The 15,488-nt window shown below is 56.9% G+C and carries 14 protein-coding genes; 6 read left to right on the top strand and 8 right to left on the bottom strand.

Annotation, left to right across the window (positions count from 1 at the left end):
- Positions 1 to 9: 9 nt before the first annotated feature.
- The 5 genes from glgA to asd form a co-directional block, all read right to left on the bottom strand.
- A complete protein-coding gene (gene glgA, locus N6P30_RS07715; RefSeq protein WP_008503065.1) occupies positions 10 to 1,443 on the bottom strand; it encodes a glycogen synthase GlgA in 1,434 nt (477 codons plus the stop codon).
- Positions 1,443 to 2,738 (bottom strand): glucose-1-phosphate adenylyltransferase, encoded by a 1,296-nt coding sequence (glgC, locus tag N6P30_RS07710; protein ID WP_008503066.1) that lies wholly within the window; start codon positions 2,736 to 2,738, stop codon positions 1,443 to 1,445. The genes glgA and glgC overlap by 1 nt, the downstream gene beginning before the upstream one ends.
- A 17-nt stretch (positions 2,739 to 2,755) precedes the next feature.
- Positions 2,756 to 4,729 (bottom strand): glycogen debranching protein GlgX, encoded by a 1,974-nt coding sequence (gene glgX / locus N6P30_RS07705; protein WP_023294731.1) that lies wholly within the window; start codon positions 4,727 to 4,729, stop codon positions 2,756 to 2,758.
- A complete protein-coding gene (glgB, locus tag N6P30_RS07700; RefSeq protein ID WP_021242180.1) occupies positions 4,726 to 6,912 on the bottom strand; it encodes a 1,4-alpha-glucan branching enzyme in 2,187 nt (728 codons plus the stop codon). The genes glgX and glgB overlap by 4 nt, the downstream gene beginning before the upstream one ends.
- A 248-nt stretch (positions 6,913 to 7,160) precedes the next feature.
- A complete protein-coding gene (gene asd / locus N6P30_RS07695) occupies positions 7,161 to 8,264 on the bottom strand; it encodes an aspartate-semialdehyde dehydrogenase (RefSeq protein WP_021242179.1) in 1,104 nt (367 codons plus the stop codon).
- A 177-nt stretch (positions 8,265 to 8,441) separates the two neighbouring features.
- Between asd and yhgN the strand changes: the two genes are divergently transcribed.
- Positions 8,442 to 9,035, top strand: a complete 594-nt coding sequence (gene yhgN / locus N6P30_RS07690; RefSeq protein ID WP_003861574.1) for an NAAT family transporter YhgN — start codon at positions 8,442 to 8,444, stop codon at positions 9,033 to 9,035.
- A 136-nt stretch (positions 9,036 to 9,171) separates the two neighbouring features.
- On the opposite strand, the gene N6P30_RS07685 is transcribed toward yhgN, so the two are convergent.
- Both N6P30_RS07685 and tusA read right to left on the bottom strand, forming a co-directional pair.
- The gene (locus N6P30_RS07685) at positions 9,172 to 9,432 is read right to left on the bottom strand and encodes a hypothetical protein (RefSeq protein WP_032676980.1); all 261 of its coding nucleotides are present in this window, start codon (positions 9,430 to 9,432) and stop codon (positions 9,172 to 9,174) included.
- A gap of 44 nt (positions 9,433 to 9,476) precedes the next feature.
- Positions 9,477 to 9,719 carry a sulfurtransferase TusA gene (gene tusA, locus N6P30_RS07680; RefSeq protein ID WP_017693840.1) on the bottom strand — a complete coding sequence of 81 codons (243 nt, stop codon included), beginning with the start codon at positions 9,717 to 9,719 and terminating at the stop codon, positions 9,477 to 9,479.
- A gap of 167 nt (positions 9,720 to 9,886) precedes the next feature.
- On the opposite strand from tusA, the gene N6P30_RS07675 reads away from it, so the two are divergent.
- Together N6P30_RS07675 and N6P30_RS07670 are read left to right on the top strand one after the other, a co-directional pair.
- The gene (locus tag N6P30_RS07675; RefSeq protein WP_023294732.1) at positions 9,887 to 10,552 is read left to right on the top strand and encodes a 7-cyano-7-deazaguanine/7-aminomethyl-7-deazaguanine transporter; all 666 of its coding nucleotides are present in this window, start codon (positions 9,887 to 9,889) and stop codon (positions 10,550 to 10,552) included.
- 72 nt (positions 10,553 to 10,624) lie between these two features.
- A complete protein-coding gene (locus N6P30_RS07670) occupies positions 10,625 to 11,182 on the top strand; it encodes a DcrB family lipoprotein (protein ID WP_008503073.1) in 558 nt (185 codons plus the stop codon).
- Between the two features lie 4 nt (positions 11,183 to 11,186).
- On the opposite strand, the gene N6P30_RS07665 is transcribed toward N6P30_RS07670, so the two are convergent.
- Positions 11,187 to 12,404, bottom strand: a complete 1,218-nt coding sequence (locus tag N6P30_RS07665) for an MFS transporter (protein WP_023294733.1) — start codon at positions 12,402 to 12,404, stop codon at positions 11,187 to 11,189.
- A 145-nt stretch (positions 12,405 to 12,549) separates the two neighbouring features.
- Between N6P30_RS07665 and N6P30_RS07660 the strand changes: the two genes are divergently transcribed.
- The 3 genes from N6P30_RS07660 (at position 12,550) to N6P30_RS07650 (ending at position 15,459) form a co-directional block, all read left to right on the top strand.
- On the top strand, positions 12,550 to 13,599 hold the full coding sequence (locus tag N6P30_RS07660) for an AI-2E family transporter (protein WP_008503075.1): 1,050 nt from the start codon (positions 12,550 to 12,552) through the stop codon (positions 13,597 to 13,599).
- Between the two features lie 336 nt (positions 13,600 to 13,935).
- Positions 13,936 to 14,325 (top strand): hypothetical protein, encoded by a 390-nt coding sequence (locus N6P30_RS07655; RefSeq protein WP_008503076.1) that lies wholly within the window; start codon positions 13,936 to 13,938, stop codon positions 14,323 to 14,325.
- Positions 14,326 to 14,394: 69 nt separating this feature from the next.
- Entirely contained in the window at positions 14,395 to 15,459 is a 1,065-nt protein-coding gene (locus N6P30_RS07650) for a class I SAM-dependent methyltransferase (RefSeq protein ID WP_008503077.1), read from the top strand.
- The last annotated feature ends 29 nt before the right edge of the window (positions 15,460 to 15,488 follow it).

The raw sequence follows: 15,488 nt of genomic DNA, 5'->3' as shown, positions 1-15,488 counted from the left end.
TTCGCCTCGTTACATCAAGCGTTGATAGAGATCGCGGTATGACTGCGCCGCAACGTGCCAGCTAAAGTCCATGGACATCGCCTGGCGTTGGACGTAGCGCCACAGCGATGGACGGGACCACAAGACGAAAGCACGCCGAATCGCCCGAAGCAGCGACCAGGCATTACTGTCCTCAAAGACAAACCCGCTGGCGATACCGTCCGCCAGGTTTTCCAGTGAGCTATCCGATACCGTATCCGCCAGCCCGCCCGTGCGGCGCACCAGCGGCAGGGTGCCGTATTTCAGGCCGTAAAGCTGCGTCAGGCCGCAGGGTTCGAAACGGCTCGGCACCAGGATGACGTCCGCGCCGCCCATAATGCGATGCGAAAACGCCTCGTGGTAACCAATCTGTACGCCGACCTGCCCCGGATGTTCCGCGGCGGCGGCAAGGAAACCTTCCTGCAGCACCGGGTCGCCCGCGCCGAGCAGCGCCAGCTGCCCGCCCTGCTCCAGTAAACCGGGCAGCGCCTCCAGCACCAGATCCAGCCCTTTCTGGCTGGTCAGGCGGCTTACGACGGCGAACAGCGGCACTTTGTCGTTAACCTTCAGGCCCATCGCAATCTGCAGCTGGCGTTTGTTTTCCGCTTTGTCCTCCACGGAATCACGGCCGTAGCGCGCCGCCAGCAGGAGATCGGTTTCCGGGCTCCAGATCTGTTCATCCACGCCGTTCAGAATGCCCGACAGGCGGCCTTCGCGGTGGCGCTGCTGCAGCAACCCTTCCATGCCGTAGCCAAACGCCGGCTGGGTGATCTCACGCGCGTAGGTTGGGCTCACCGCCGTGATGTGATCGGCGTAGTACAGCCCCGCCTTCAGGAACGAGATCTGCCCGTTAAACTCCAGACCGTGCATGTTAAAGAACGACCATGGCAGATCGATGTCATTCATGTGATGGGCGTAGTACATCCCCTGATAGGCCAGGTTATGCACGGTAAAGACCGATTTCGCCGGGTGGCCGCGCGCGGCGAGATACGCCGGGGCAAGCCCGGCGTGCCAGTCGTGCGCATGCACCACATCCGGACGCCAGAACGGATCCAGCCCCGTCGCCATTTCTGCTCCAACCCAGCCGAGGAGCGCAAAGCGCAGCACGTTGTCGGTATAGGCGAACAGGTTCGTATCGTGATACGGGCTACCCGGGCGATCGTATAAATGCGGCGCGTCAATCAGGTAAATCCCTACGCCATTGTAATGTCCAAACAGCAGGGTAATGCGTCCGGCAAACGTTTCACGGCGGGTCACCACTTTTGCATCGGGTATACCGCGCCGGATATCCGGAAAGGCGGGCAGCAGGACTCGGGTATCCACGCCTCCGGCGATTTGCGCCGCCGGTAATGCGCCAAGCACATCTGCCAGACCGCCCGTTTTTAATAACGGGAACATCTCAGAACATACGTGTAAAACCTGCATCATCGCTCCTGTTTGATTTGCAGCTTCCGCAACATTTCCCGTGTGACTAACACGATCCCCTCTTCCGAACGGTAGAAACGACGCGCGTCTTCTTCCGCATTCTCCCCAATGACCATCCCTTCAGGGATGACGCAGGCACGGTCGATCACGCAGCGACGCAGACGACACGAGCGCCCTACCCAGACATCCGGCAATAAGACTGCCGAATCGATATTACAGAATGAATTTATCCGCACGCGCGGGAACAGCACCGACTGCACCACGACCGAACCGGAGATGATGCACCCGCCGGACACCAGCGAGTTCAGCGTCATACCGTGGCTACCGGAGCGGTCCTGCACGAATTTGGCTGGCGGCAGCGACTCCATATGGGTACGAATCGGCCAGTTCTGGTCGTACATATCCAGTTCAGGCGTGACCGATGCCAGATCGAGGTTCGCTTTCCAGTACGCTTCCAGCGTGCCCACATCGCGCCAGTAAGGTTCCGCATTCGGGTCGGACTGCACGCAGGACAGCGGGAAAGGATGTGCATACGCCATGCCAGCTTTGGTGATTTTCGGAATGATGTCTTTACCGAAGTCGTGGCTTGAGTTTTCGTCTTTGTCGTCTTCTTCCAGCAGCTCATAAAGATAATCTGCGTCAAAGACATAGATCCCCATGCTGGCGAGCGATTTGGTGTCATCGCCCGGCATGGTTGGCGGGTTCGCCGGTTTTTCAACGAAGTCGATAATTTTGTCATCGGCATCCACGTGCATGACGCCAAACGCCGTCGCTTCAGCAACGGGCACAGGCAGACACGCCACGGTGCAGCGCGCCCCTTTTTCGACGTGGTCGATAAGCATGTGGGAGTAATCTTGCTTGTAAATGTGGTCCCCGGCGAGGATCACAATGTATTCCGCGTTATAGCGACGAATGATGTCGAGGTTCTGGGTGACCGCATCCGCTGTCCCGCGATACCAGTTCTCGCCGTGAACGCGCTGCTGCGCAGGAAGGAGATCGACAAATTCGTTCATCTCTTCGCTAAAGAATGACCAGCCGCGCTGAATATGCTGCACCAGGGTGTGCGACTGATACTGCGTGATGACGCCAATGCGGCGAATGCCCGAGTTCAGGCAGTTGGAGAGCGCAAAGTCGATAATACGGAACTTACCACCAAAGTGAACGGCCGGCTTGGCGCGCTTGATGGTCAAATCTTTCAGACGGGTACCACGCCCGCCCGCAAGTATCAGGGCAACCGTTTTTAATGGTAGCTGGCGTGCCAACATTAAGGGATCGTTCTTCTCTAATCTAACCATGACTAACTCCTTTTTTATCATCTTTGGAATACGCACACTCCGTGCGCAGGCCCGTGCCAGACAGCCATTACTACCGGATTATCCGCTCCGGCAAAGGGGGGAACGGCTCGCCACTCCCCGTCAGGTAAAACAATCTCTGCGACGTCATCCGTCGCGTTCAGCGTGACCAGCCATCTATCCGACAGCAGGATTTGCAGGCGTGGTACGCCGTGTTGCCACTCTTGCGCGCTTAACGGTTGCGCGTCTTTATTCAGCCAGCGAACGTTGCCGTCACCCTCTTCCCACCAGCTGTTGGCGGTCAGCGCGGGGATCTGCTGGCGAAGATGGATCAGCGCAGCGGTAAAATGAATCAGGCCGCTGTTGGCTTCACCCCAGTCGAGCCAGGTTAAGGTGTTGTCCTGGCAATAGGCGTTGTTGTTACCGTGCTGGCTGTGACCATGCTCGTCGCCTGCCAGCAGCATCGGCGTGCCCTGCGACAGTAAAAGCGTTGTCAGCAGCGCATGAACGCTGGCGCGTCGCCGCTCTATCACATCCAGACTTCCGCCTAACCCTTCTATACCATGATTAAAGCTATGGTTATTGTTAGTGCCATCGCGATTCTCTTCGCCGTTCGCCTCATTGTGTTTCTGATTGAAACAAACGCAGTCCCTGAGCGTAAAACCGTCGTGCGCCGTCAACAGATTAACGGTGGCCGACGGGCGTTTGCCGTCGCGCTTAAAGAGATCGCTCGACGCGGCAAAGCGCCCGGCAAATTCCCCCAGCGACAGGTTCCGCTCCAGCCAGAAGCGGCGTACGGCGTCGCGGTAGTGGTCGTTCCACTCGGCAAACAGCGGCGGGAAATTCCCGACCTGATAACCGCCTTCACCAATGTCCCACGGCTCGGCAATCAGCTTCACCTGCGAGAGCACCGGACAGTTTTTTATCGCCTCAAACAATGGCGCCTGCTGGCTGAACGCCGGCGTGCGTCCCATGACGGGCGCCAGGTCGAAACGAAAACCGTCGACGTGGAACGTCTCCACCCAGTATTTCAGGCATTCATACGCAAAATGCGTGACCGCCGGATGGCTGAGATTGAGCGTGTTACCGCAGCCGGTCCAGTTCTCATAATCGCCATCGTGCCTGATCCAATAATAGCTACGGTTATCAATTCCGCGCATGGAGAGCGTCGGGCCGTCGAGATCGCTTTCTGCGCTGTGGTTCAGCACCACGTCCAGAATGACCTCAATGCCCGCCGCGTGGAGCGCCTTCACCGCATCGCGGAACTCGTCCCGCGCCTTTTCCGGATGGACGGCATAGCGCGGCTCGAGCGCGAACATCGCCAGCGGGTTATAGCCCCAGTAGTTGCTCAGCCCCAGCCGCTGCAGACGCGGCTCGCTGGCAAAAAGGGCGACGGGGAGCAGTTCCAGAGCGGTGATGCCGAGGTGTTTCAGGTAGGCAATCATGGTGGGATGCCCGAGCGCCTTGTAGGTGCCGCGCATCTCTTTGGGGATCGACGGATGCAGGTACGTCAGCCCTTTGACGTGGGCTTCATAAATGACGGTCTTGCCCCACGGCGTCTGCGGCGGGGCATCGTCTTCCCAGTCATAAAGATCGTTCACCACCACGCTTTTTGGCGCGACGGGCGCGCTGTCGCGGTGGTCGGGCTCGCCGTAGCCCACGTGGAAGAGCGGGTCATCTTTAAATTCGCCGTCCACGCGGTGCGCGCACGGGTCAATCAGCAGCTTCGCCGGGTTAAACCAGTGCCCCTGCGCGGGATCCCACGGACCGTGAACGCGAAAGCCGTAGTGCATACCGGGCCGTCCTCCGGCCAGGTAGCCGTGCCAGGTATCCCCCGTGCGCGCGGGTAAATCGTAACGGTGCTCGTTACCTTCCCCGTCAAACACGCACAGTTCAACCCGCTCGGCGTGAGCGGAAAAGAGGGTGAAGTTCACCCCTTTTCCGACAAAATGCGCCCCGAGCGGTTCGGGTTTACCTGCCGTAAGCTGCGTCATTCGCCCTCCCGCATCAGCCAGATGGTGCCAAGCGGCGGCAGCGTCAGGCTCAGGGAGTTGGGTCGCCCGTGGCTTTCAATGGCGTCGCTCTGTACCAGCCCACCGTTACCGGCGTTGCTGCCGTGGTAGTGCATCGAGTCGGTATTCAGAATTTCGCGCCATTTGCCCGGCTGGTTAATGCCGAAGCGGTAATGTTCGCGCGGCACCGGCGTAAAGTTGCTGGCGACGATGATCTCGTTACCCGCTTTGTCACGACGCACAAAGACAAACACCGAGCGCTCGTGGTCGTCCACCACCAGCCATTCAAAGCCGTACGGATCGAAGTCGAGCTCGTGCAGCGCTTTGTGGTGGCGATAGGTCAGGTTCAGATCGCGCACCAGACGCTGCACGCCGTGGTGCCAGTTGTCGCCGCCTTCCAGCAGATGCCAGTCGAGGCTGGCGTCGTGGTTCCACTCGCGACCCTGGGCGAACTCATTGCCCATGAACAGCAGTTTCTTGCCCGGGAAGGCAAACATCCAGCCGTAATAGGCGCGCAGGTTGGCAAACTTCTGCCACGCGTCGCCCGGCATGCGGTCGAGAATCGATTTTTTACCGTGTACCACTTCATCGTGCGACAGCGGCAACATGAAGTTTTCGGTGTAGTTGTAGAGCATCCCGAACGTCAGCTTATCGTGATGATACTTACGGTGAACCGGATCCAGCTTCATGTAGTCGAGCGTGTCGTGCATCCAGCCCAGGTTCCACTTATACCAGAACCCCAGGCCGCCTGATGACGGCGGACGGGAGACGCCCGCAAAGTCGGTTGACTCTTCCGCCATGGTCACGGCACCGTCCACCTGCTCGCCGATAATGCGGTTGGTATTACGCAGGAATTCAATGGCTTCCAGGTTTTCGCGGCCGCCAAACTCGTTCGGGATCCACTCCCCCTCTTTGCGGCTGTAGTCGCGGTAGATCATCGACGCCACCGCATCCACGCGCAGGGCATCGATGCCAAACCGCTCGATCCAGTACAGGGCATTCCCGACCAGGTAGTTTGAGACCTCACGGCGACCGTAGTTGTAGATCAGCGTGTTCCAGTCCTGGTGATAGCCTTCGCGCGGATCGCTATGCTCGTACAGCTTCGTACCGTCAAACTCTGCCAGCGCAAAATCATCCGCCGGGAAATGACCCGGCACCCAGTCGAGGATCACGTTCAGCCCGGCGGCGTGCGCGGCATCAATGAAATAGCGGAAGTCGTCGCGGGTGCCGAAGCGGCGGGTCGGCGCATACAGCCCGGTGGGCTGATAGCCCCAGCTGCCGTCGAACGGGTGCTCGTTGACCGGCAGCAGCTCCAGGTGGGTAAAGCCCATCCATTTGGCGTACGGGACCAGTTGGTCGGCAAGCTCCCGGTAGCTGAGCCAGAAGTTGTTATCGGTGTGGCGACGCCATGAGCCGAGATGGACTTCATAAACGGAGATCGGCGCATCAAAGCGGTTAGCCTGTTTACGCTCCTCCGTCTGGACGACCTTCTCCGGCAGGCCGCAAATCAGCGATGCGGTATCCGGACGCATCTGCGCTTCGAAGGCATACGGGTCGGCTTTAATGCGCAGCTTGCCGTGGGCGTCGATCATCTCGAACTTATAAAGCTGCCCGTGGTGCGCCCCGGGGATAAACAGCTCCCAGATGCCGGTTTCCCGACGAAGGCGCATCGGGTGACGGCGGCCGTCCCAGTAGTTGAACTGGCCGACCACGGAGACGCGCTGGGCATTGGGCGCCCACACGGAGAACCGCGTGCCGGTGATGCCGTCCATGGTATCGGCATGGGCGCCCAGCGTTTCATAAGGACGCAGATGCGTCCCCTCGGAGAGCAGCCAGGCATCCATCTCTTTAAGCAGAGGGCCGAAGCTGTAGGGATCGTCAATCAGGTTCTGCTGGCCGTGCCAGAGAACGGCGAGCTGATAGCGAAAAGGGTTTTTACGACGGGGCATCACGCCCGAGAAGAAGCCACGGGAATCGAGGCATTCAAGGTTACCGACTTTGCGGCCGGTTTTGGGTTCAATCACCCAGACTTCTGTGGCATCCGGCAACAGGGCACGAACTTCCAGACCTGCCTCAGTACGGTGCATCCCAAGCACAGAAAAGGGGTCAGCGAAATGACCCGCAATAAGCGCATTAATCACGTCTCTATCCACACGATCGGACATGGTATTCATCCTGTTTTTATGTCGTCCTTTTTAAGCGCTCCGGGACGACTTTTAATGTGACCTGAACGGGACAGCACAAAAATGTGCATCCATTCTGCTCCGTTCGAACCTCAGGTAAGAAATGACTCTTCCTTAAAGCATAGCCAACGCTCTAAATGACTCCTGATAAAAAATAAGACATACGCGTGTTACTCCATGTAGTACGCAAAAAAAAGGGGTGAAAATCACCCCCGGTATTTAACAAATTATTACGCCAGCTGGCGCAGCATGCGGCGCAGCGGCTCAGCGGCGCCCCACAGGAGCTGGTCACCAACGGTGAACGCGGAGAGATACTCCGGCCCCATGTTCAGCTTACGCAGACGGCCAACCGGCGTGGTCAGCGTGCCGGTCACCGCTGCCGGGGTCAGCTCACGCATGGTGATATCGCGATCGTTTGGCACCACTTTCGCCCACGGGTTGTGCGCGGCCAGCAGCTCTTCCACGGTCGGAATAGACACATCTTTTTTCAGTTTAATAGTGAAAGCCTGGCTGTGGCAGCGCAGCGCGCCGATACGCACGCACAGACCGTCAACCGGAATGGTGTTCGCGGTATTGAGGATTTTGTTGGTCTCGGCCTGGCCCTTCCACTCTTCGCGGGTCTGGCCGTTATCCAGCTGTTTGTCGATCCACGGGATCAGGCCACCGGCCAGCGGTACGCCAAAGTTATCCACCGGCAGCTCGCCGCTGCGGGTCAGCTCGGTCACTTTACGCTCGATATCCAGAATAGCGGATGCCGGATTTGCCAGCTCGGTCGCAACGCTCTGGTGCAGCTGGCCCATCTGTGTCAGCAGCTCGCGCATGTGACGCGCGCCGCCGCCGGACGCCGCCTGGTAGGTCGCCACGGAGACCCACTCCACCAGATCCTGCGCGAACAGGCCGCCGAGGGACATCAGCATCAGGCTGACGGTGCAGTTACCGCCAACAAAGGTTTTTACGCCGTTGTTCAGGCCATCGGCGATCACGCCCTGGTTAACCGGGTCGAGAATGATGATGGCATCGTCTTTCATGCGCAGCGACGAGGCCGCGTCAATCCAGTAGCCCTGCCAGCCGCTTTCACGCAGCTTTGGATAGATTTCGTTGGTATAATCGCCGCCCTGGCAGGTCACAATAATGTCGAGTGCCTTCAGCGCTTCCAGATCGTAAGCATCCTGCAACGTGCCTGTGGTACCACCAAAGGACGGAGCAGCCTGGCCGAGCTGAGAAGTGGAGAAGAAGACCGGGCGGATAGCGTCGAAATCGCGCTCTTCAACCATGCGTTGCATGAGTACAGAGCCGACCATACCGCGCCAGCCGATAAAACCAACGTTTTTCATAGCATTTTTTTCCTGCTGAGGGTGTGTGCTGATTGTGCAAGCCAGTATTGAACTGGGATATGCTTCACATTACAAAATGCTGCCAAAGTCGCAAGCGAAATTAATCGATGATTGCCCGGCAATCAGAAATACAGCTAATTATCATAATAACCTTAGAGAGTTTCAGGGATAATTTACATGAGTGAAATCATTTCCGCCGCGGTTTTATTGATCCTGATAATGGATCCCCTGGGTAACCTGCCGATCTTCATGTCGGTGTTGAAGCACACCGAGCCGAAGCGCCGCCGGGCGATCATGATCCGCGAGCTGCTCATCGCCCTGCTGGTGATGTTTATCTTCCTGTTTGCGGGTGAAAAAATCCTCGCCTTCCTGAACCTGCGCGCTGAAACCGTGTCGATTTCCGGTGGGATTATTCTGTTCCTGATTGCGATTAAGATGATTTTCCCGAGCGCGGAAGGCAGCAGCAGCGGCCTGCCTGCGGGTGAAGAGCCGTTTATTGTGCCGCTGGCGATCCCGCTCGTCGCGGGGCCAACCATTCTGGCGACGCTGATGCTGCTGTCGCACCAGTATCCGAATCAGATGAGCCATCTGGTCATTGCCCTGCTGATTGCCTGGGGCGGGACGTTTATCATCCTGCTGCAGTCGTCCCTGTTCCTGCGCCTGCTGGGCGAAAAAGGGGTAAACGCGCTGGAACGCCTCATGGGGCTGATTCTGGTCATGATGGCAACGCAGATGTTCCTGGACGGGATCCGGGCGTGGATGAAAGGATGACGTTCTCCCTCTCCCTGTGGGAGAGGGCATCAGGCCGCAGAGGCCGTATTCTTGCCGGGTGGCGGCTTCGCCTTACCCGGCCTACAACGGCTCTAGTCCCGTAGGTCGGGTAAGCGTTAGCGCCACCCGACTTTTTTCACAGTGGCAAGATGCCTTCATTTGTACGCAACCAGCGCGGTGCTTTCAACATACCGCTATACAGCCCAACTAAGCCTTGCAACAAATCTCCAGCCACTCTTTCATCACTCTCTGAAAGTGAACGAGCCAACAGCAACTGCGTTAATAGCGGGCAATAGCTTCCCAACTGATCAACTTCTGGTTCGAAGGCAGGGACGTCCAGAGGCAGGTCATCTACCGTTAAACTCGCTTTTAAATATTCAGGAACAGGTTCAAGCATGGGTGCGGCCTGATACCCTCAACCTCCCCCCAAATAAGTGAGGGCTACCCCTTACGAATCAAATACCGGTACGGCAGCGTTTCCGTCTGCTGCGCCACCAGCTCATGCTCCATAAAGGTACAAAAACCGGGAATGTCGCGCGTGGTGGCAGGGTCGTCGGCAACGATCAGCAGCGTTTCACCGGTCTGCATGTTGCGCACGGTTTTACGTACCATCATTACCGGTTCCGGGCAGCGAAGGCCCTGGGCATCAAGAGTGTGGTCTGGGCTGGAAAACAGGTCGGTCATGATCTTCTCGGTCAGGTAAAAACGGCTGTAGTTTACGCCCCGTTGCGGTCAATGCAAACCAGGTTAACGATTGCGTAAAAACTAACCATTGCAATGTCCCGCCAAAGCAGTATCATGCTGCGGTTTTTATTGGGTTCCCTCACCCCAACGTATAAAAAGGTCACAATATGACGCAGTTTTCTCAATCACAGCGCGTAAAAGCGTTGTTCTGGCTTTCGCTTTTCCATTTGCTGGTGATCACCTCCAGCAACTATCTGGTGCAGCTCCCTATCTCCATCTTTGGTTTTCATACCACCTGGGGCGCGTTCAGCTTTCCGTTTATTTTCCTCGCCACCGATCTGACCGTGCGTATTTTTGGCGCACCGCTGGCTCGCCGCATTATTTTTGCGGTCATGCTCCCGGCGCTGTTCATCTCGTACGGGGTTTCGTCCCTGTTTTATATGGGAAGCTGGCAGGGTTTTGAGGCGTTAACCCACTTCAACCTGTTTGTCGCCCGTATCGCCGCAGCAAGCTTTATGGCCTACGCGCTGGGGCAGATTCTGGACGTGCACGTGTTTAATCGCCTGCGTCAGAATCATCGCTGGTGGATGGCACCCACCGCCTCCACGCTGTTCGGTAACGTGAGCGATACGCTGGCCTTCTTCTTCATCGCCTTCTGGCGTAGCCCGGATGCGTTCATGGCCGAACACTGGATGGAAATCGCGCTGGTGGACTACTGCTTCAAGGTGCTCATCAGCATTGTGTTCTTCCTGCCCATGTACGGCGTGCTGCTGAATATGCTGCTGAAAAGGCTGGCAGATAAATCTGAAATCACGGCATTGCAGGCTGGTTAAGGGTTCGCTTTATCAGTTGTGATAAGATGAGCGAATGAGCCGTTATGGCCGTTTATCGAAAGGAAGAAGTCAATGCGCAATCTGGTTAAATATGTCGGGATTGGCCTGCTGGTTGTGGGTCTTGCAGCCTGTGATAACAGCGACACGAAAACGCCTGCTCAGGGCGCATCCGCAGAAAGCAATGCGACCGGCCAGCCGGTGAATCTGATGGATGGCAAACTCAGCTTCTCTCTGCCAGCCGATATGACTGACCAGAGCGGCAAGCTGGGCACTCAGGCGAATAACATGCACGTTTACTCCGACGCAACCGGGCAGAAAGCGGTCATTGTGATTGTGGGCGACGACACCAGCGAAGATCTGGCCGTCCTGTCCAAACGTCTGGAAGATCAGCAGCGCGGCCGCGACCCGCAGCTGCAGGTCGTGACCAATAAATCCATCGAGCTGAAAGGCCATAAGCTGCAGCAGCTGGACAGCATCATCTCCGCGAAAGGCCAGACCGCTTACTCCTCTGTCGTGCTGGGCAAGGTCGATAACAAACTCCTGACCCTGCAGATCACCCTGCCAGCGGAAGATCAGCAGAAAGCGCAGACGGCTGCTGAAAACATCATTAACACCATCGTAATCCAGTAACGTTTCACGATGATGACGTGGCCTCCGGTGCCTGCACCGGGGGCCATTTTTTTAACCGCCACGTCAGCAGCAATGCCATCATGACCAGACCCGCCGCGGCAAGATAGATCACCGGCACGCCCGCCCGGGCCATTACCAGCCCTGCCAGCGGCCCGGTAATGCCCAACGACATATCCATAAATACCGTATAGGTCGCCAGCGCCGCCCCCTGGTTCTGCTGCGGTACCGCTTTTACCGCGACCACGCCCAGCGCCGGGAAGACCAGTGAAAAACCGGCTCCCGCGAGAAATACGCCCATTTTCGCCATCCAGGGCGCGCTGGCTACGCCGGTCAACAGCAGCCCGACAATCTCTACCACAAAGCAGATCGTCGCCACGTTCAGCCCGCCCAGACGGTTGATGCCGTTAGGGAAAAGCAGGCGCGCGCCAACAAACGCACAGCTGAACAGGGTTAACGCAAAGGCCGCGCCGTCCCAGCCTTTGGCGTCATAGAACAGGGTAATGAAGGTGGCGATGACCCCGAAGCCGGTGGTCGCCAGCGCCAGCGCCATCCCGTATGGCCAGACCCGCCCGAGCACCGCCCGGAACGGCAGCGGCTTGCCCTTGCTGGCCTTCACTGTCGGGCGCGGCAGCGCAAACAGTATCGCCACAAGCGCGACCGCCATAATGGTGAGCGACAGTCCATACAGCCCGCCAAACGCATAGCAGGCGACGCCAAGCGGCGCGCCGAGCGCCATCGCGCCGTAGGTGACAATCCCGTTCCAGGAGATCACCCGACCAATGTGTGGCGTCCCGACAACCCCCACGCCCCAGAGCGTCGAGCCGGTTCCCGCCAGGCTTTGCCCAATGCCGAGGATGACGCGGCCCAGGCAGAGCAGCGCCAGGCTGACCAGCGGCCAGTGGCTGGCTGAGGCAGCCAGCAGGTAGCCCAGGCCACTGAGGAAGCAGCCGCACAATCCCACCACCACGATGCTTTTTGGACCGAACGTGTCCGCGTAGCGCCCGGCATGCGGGCGGCTCAGGAGCGTGGCGAAATACTGCAGGCTAATCACCAGCCCCGCCCAGAAGGCACTGAAGCCCATGACGTCATGGACATAGCCCGGCAGAACCGCCAGCGGCAGGCCGATGGTGAGATAGCTGGCAAAGTTAAAAATCACAACGGAAACGATGCGCAGATTGAGGCGCAGTCCGCTCAGTGCCGGTTCAGCGGCAGGTTCGGGCATGGGGTTCTACCTGGATTTTTTACAACAGTGTTTCACTATTACCACGCCCCAATAAGAAAATCAGCAGCGACTTTCAGATTAACGGTGCCAGACGAAGCGAGGCCCGGGCACTACACTTACCGGGTCATCACATTAAGGAACGCGCATGATCGCTAACCCGTCCGACAAAGCAGGACTCCACATCTTATTAAAACTCGCCTGTCTGGTGGTTATCCTTGCGGGTATCCATGCGGCCGCCGACATCATAGTTCAGCTCCTGCTGGCGCTCTTTTTTGCTATTGTGCTTAATCCTCTGGTCACCTGGTTTCTTCGCCGGGGCGTCAGCCGTCCGGTCGCCATCACCATCGTCGTCATCGTGATGCTGATTGCCCTGACGGCGCTCTTCGGCGTGCTGGCGGCCTCGCTGAGTGAATTCTCCACCATGCTGCCGCAGTACAACAAAGAGCTGACGCGGAAGATCGTCGCACTCCAGGAGATGGTGCCTTTCCTTAATCTGCATATCTCACCCGAACGGATGCTGCGCAGGATGGATTCCGAGAAGGTCATGACCTACGCCACCACCTTGATGACGGGGCTTTCCGGCGCGATGGCCAGCATTCTGCTGCTGGTCATGACGGTGGTGTTTATGCTGTTTGAAGTCCGCCACGTCCCCTATAAGCTGCGCTTTGCACTGAATAACCCACAAATTCACATTGCTGGCTTACACCGGGCGCTGAAGGGCGTCTCTAAATATCTGGCGCTGAAAACGCTGCTGAGCGTCTGGACCGGGATCATCGTCTGGCTGGGGCTGATGCTGATGAACGTGCAGTTCGCGCTGATGTGGGGCGTGCTGGCGTTTCTGCTGAACTACGTGCCCAACATTGGCGCGGTGCTTTCCGCCGTGCCGCCGATGATTCAGGCGTTTCTGTTTAACGGTTTCTACGAATGTATGCTGGTCGGCGCGTTATTCCTCGTCGTGCACATGGTGCTGGGCAATATTCTCGAACCACGCATGATGGGGCACCGGCTCGGCATGTCGACGCTGGTCGTCTTTTTATCCTTACTGGTTTGGGGATGGCTGCTGGGCCCGGTCGGTATGCTGCTCTCGGTCCCCCTGACCAGCGTGTGTAAGATCTGGATGGAGACCACCAAAGGCGGCAGCAAGCTGGCCATTTTGCTCGGGCCGGGAAGGCCGAAAAGCCGGTTGCCTGGGTAGCTGACCTACCTGTATAGGTAGGTTTAAACCGTCAATAATCCGCCTTAAATTACCGCGTTCATAATCTGTCGCGGTATTTTTATTTGCGTTAAGGAAATATTAATTCTGTTTTTGTTTACGTCGGTCGCATTACGTTGAAACGCAAATCATGATTTAACGCAAATTAAAAAAAATGAAATTGTTAATTATTTTCCATGTTATTATGCCCGCCTTCGCGTCAACGTAATGCAAACCTTAATATTGATTAAAAAAACATCTGGCACATAAGAAACGCCGGATGAATATTATTTGTAAAAACCACTACCTTTAATTGTTATTATTGATATGGAGTTGTTGATGAAAAAGATCGTTAAATGGTGTGCTGCCGCCGTATTCGTTGGCGCACTGGCAGGCTGTGCGCGTACTGCCCCAATCGCTCAGGTTCACTCTACTGTGAGCGCGGGTCATACCGCCGACCAGGTAAAAACAGCGATTTTGAAAGCAGGACAAAAACGTGACTGGATCATGACGGAAGCCGGTCCGGGCGTTATCAAAGGTCGTCTGCAGGCGCGCGACCACTCGGTCGACGTTCGTATTCCTTATTCCGCAACAAGCTATTCCATTAACTACGAAAGCAGTATGAACCTGAAAGCGGCTGACGGTAAAATTCACAAAAATTATAACCGTTGGGTGAATAACCTCGACCACGATATTCAGCTGAACCTCTCCGCGGGCGCCGCACTGTAATATTTTTCTAAAGTCGGGCCGCATTTGGCCCGATAACCCTTATTTCTTGCCCTGAAAGGTTACGCAGCAATGTACGAAAAGGATACGCTCAGCGCACTGGATGCCATTACCGAAGCGCAACGCATCGCTTTTGCTCCGATGTTATTTCAGACCGCGCTTTGTCTGCGTAACTCAGGCATTCTCGCCTGGCTCGATAAACAAGGTAAAGAGGGTGCCAGCCTCGAGGAAATAACCGAACACAGCACGCTCGGCAGCTATGGCGTCAGCGTACTGCTGGATATGGGATTAAGCGGGCGGATCGTTACCCAACAGCATGGACGTTATTTTCTGGCGAAAGTGGGCCACTTTTTACTGCACGATGAAATGACCCGCGTAAATATGGATTTCACTCAGGACGTTTGTTACAAAGGGCTATTTCACCTGGCGGACGCCCTGAAGGAAGAAAAACCTGCGGGATTAGCGGTGTTTGGCAACTGGCCAACCATCTATCCGGCATTATCCCAATTACCGGCACAGGCGAAAGAGAGCTGGTTCGCCTTTGATCATTACTATTCCGACGCCGCGTTTGACGCCGCTTTGCCATATATATTCGCAAGCTCGCCGACAAAATTGTACGATGTGGGCGGAAATACGGGTAAATGGGCGTTACGCTGCTGCCGCTATGACGAAAATGTTGCCGTGACGATCCTCGACCTGCCGCAGCAGATAGCGCTGGCGCAGGAAAACATCGCAAAAGCAGGTTTTTCTCATCGTATTGGATTCCATGCTGTCGATATGCTTAGCCCAGCAGCCTTGCCGGGTGAGGCCGACGTCTGGTGGATGAGCCAGTTTCTGGATTGTTTCTCTCCGGATCAGATTGTCGCCATGCTGACGCGCGTCGCACAGGTCATGAAGCCAGGCGCACGTTTGTGCATCATGGAGCTTTTCTGGGATGCCCAGAAGTTTGAAGCGGCCTCTTTCAGCCTGAATGCCACCTCGCTCTATTTCACCTGTATGGCGAATGGCAATAGCCGGTTTTACAGCGTAGAGGCGTTTTATCGTTACCTGGAGAGCGCAGGTTTCAGCGTTGAACAGCGTCTGGATAACCTTGGGGTCGGTCATACCCTGCTGATATGCACCAAACGTGAACAATAGAGCAGCTTAGCTGCCCGGGTGGCCAGGTC

The sequence above is a fragment of the Enterobacter sp. PL1 genome, assembly GCF_945957325.1.
Classification (GTDB): Bacteria; Pseudomonadota; Gammaproteobacteria; order Enterobacterales; family Enterobacteriaceae; genus Enterobacter; species Enterobacter roggenkampii.
The sequence above is the reverse complement of the archived record's forward strand: the minus strand, read 5'-3'. Positions and strand labels throughout refer to the sequence as shown.

Excerpts from the sequence above, each read along its gene's own strand:
- glgA (WP_008503065.1), bottom strand. The coding sequence starts at position 1,443 with ATGCAGGTTTTACACGTATGTTCTGAGATGTTCCCGTTATTAAAAACG.
- glgC (WP_008503066.1), bottom strand. The coding sequence starts at position 2,738 with ATGGTTAGATTAGAGAAGAACGATCCCTTAATGTTGGCACGCCAGCTA.
- glgX (WP_023294731.1), bottom strand. The coding sequence starts at position 4,729 with ATGACGCAGCTTACGGCAGGTAAACCCGAACCGCTCGGGGCGCATTTT.
- glgB (WP_021242180.1), bottom strand. The coding sequence starts at position 6,912 with ATGTCCGATCGTGTGGATAGAGACGTGATTAATGCGCTTATTGCGGGT.
- asd (WP_021242179.1), bottom strand. The coding sequence starts at position 8,264 with ATGAAAAACGTTGGTTTTATCGGCTGGCGCGGTATGGTCGGCTCTGTA.
- yhgN (WP_003861574.1), top strand. The coding sequence starts at position 8,442 with ATGAGTGAAATCATTTCCGCCGCGGTTTTATTGATCCTGATAATGGAT.
- N6P30_RS07685 (WP_032676980.1), bottom strand. The coding sequence starts at position 9,432 with ATGCTTGAACCTGTTCCTGAATATTTAAAAGCGAGTTTAACGGTAGAT.
- tusA (WP_017693840.1), bottom strand. The coding sequence starts at position 9,719 with ATGACCGACCTGTTTTCCAGCCCAGACCACACTCTTGATGCCCAGGGC.
- N6P30_RS07675 (WP_023294732.1), top strand. The coding sequence starts at position 9,887 with ATGACGCAGTTTTCTCAATCACAGCGCGTAAAAGCGTTGTTCTGGCTT.
- N6P30_RS07670 (WP_008503073.1), top strand. The coding sequence starts at position 10,625 with ATGCGCAATCTGGTTAAATATGTCGGGATTGGCCTGCTGGTTGTGGGT.
- N6P30_RS07665 (WP_023294733.1), bottom strand. The coding sequence starts at position 12,404 with ATGCCCGAACCTGCCGCTGAACCGGCACTGAGCGGACTGCGCCTCAAT.
- N6P30_RS07660 (WP_008503075.1), top strand. The coding sequence starts at position 12,550 with ATGATCGCTAACCCGTCCGACAAAGCAGGACTCCACATCTTATTAAAA.
- N6P30_RS07655 (WP_008503076.1), top strand. The coding sequence starts at position 13,936 with ATGAAAAAGATCGTTAAATGGTGTGCTGCCGCCGTATTCGTTGGCGCA.
- N6P30_RS07650 (WP_008503077.1), top strand. The coding sequence starts at position 14,395 with ATGTACGAAAAGGATACGCTCAGCGCACTGGATGCCATTACCGAAGCG.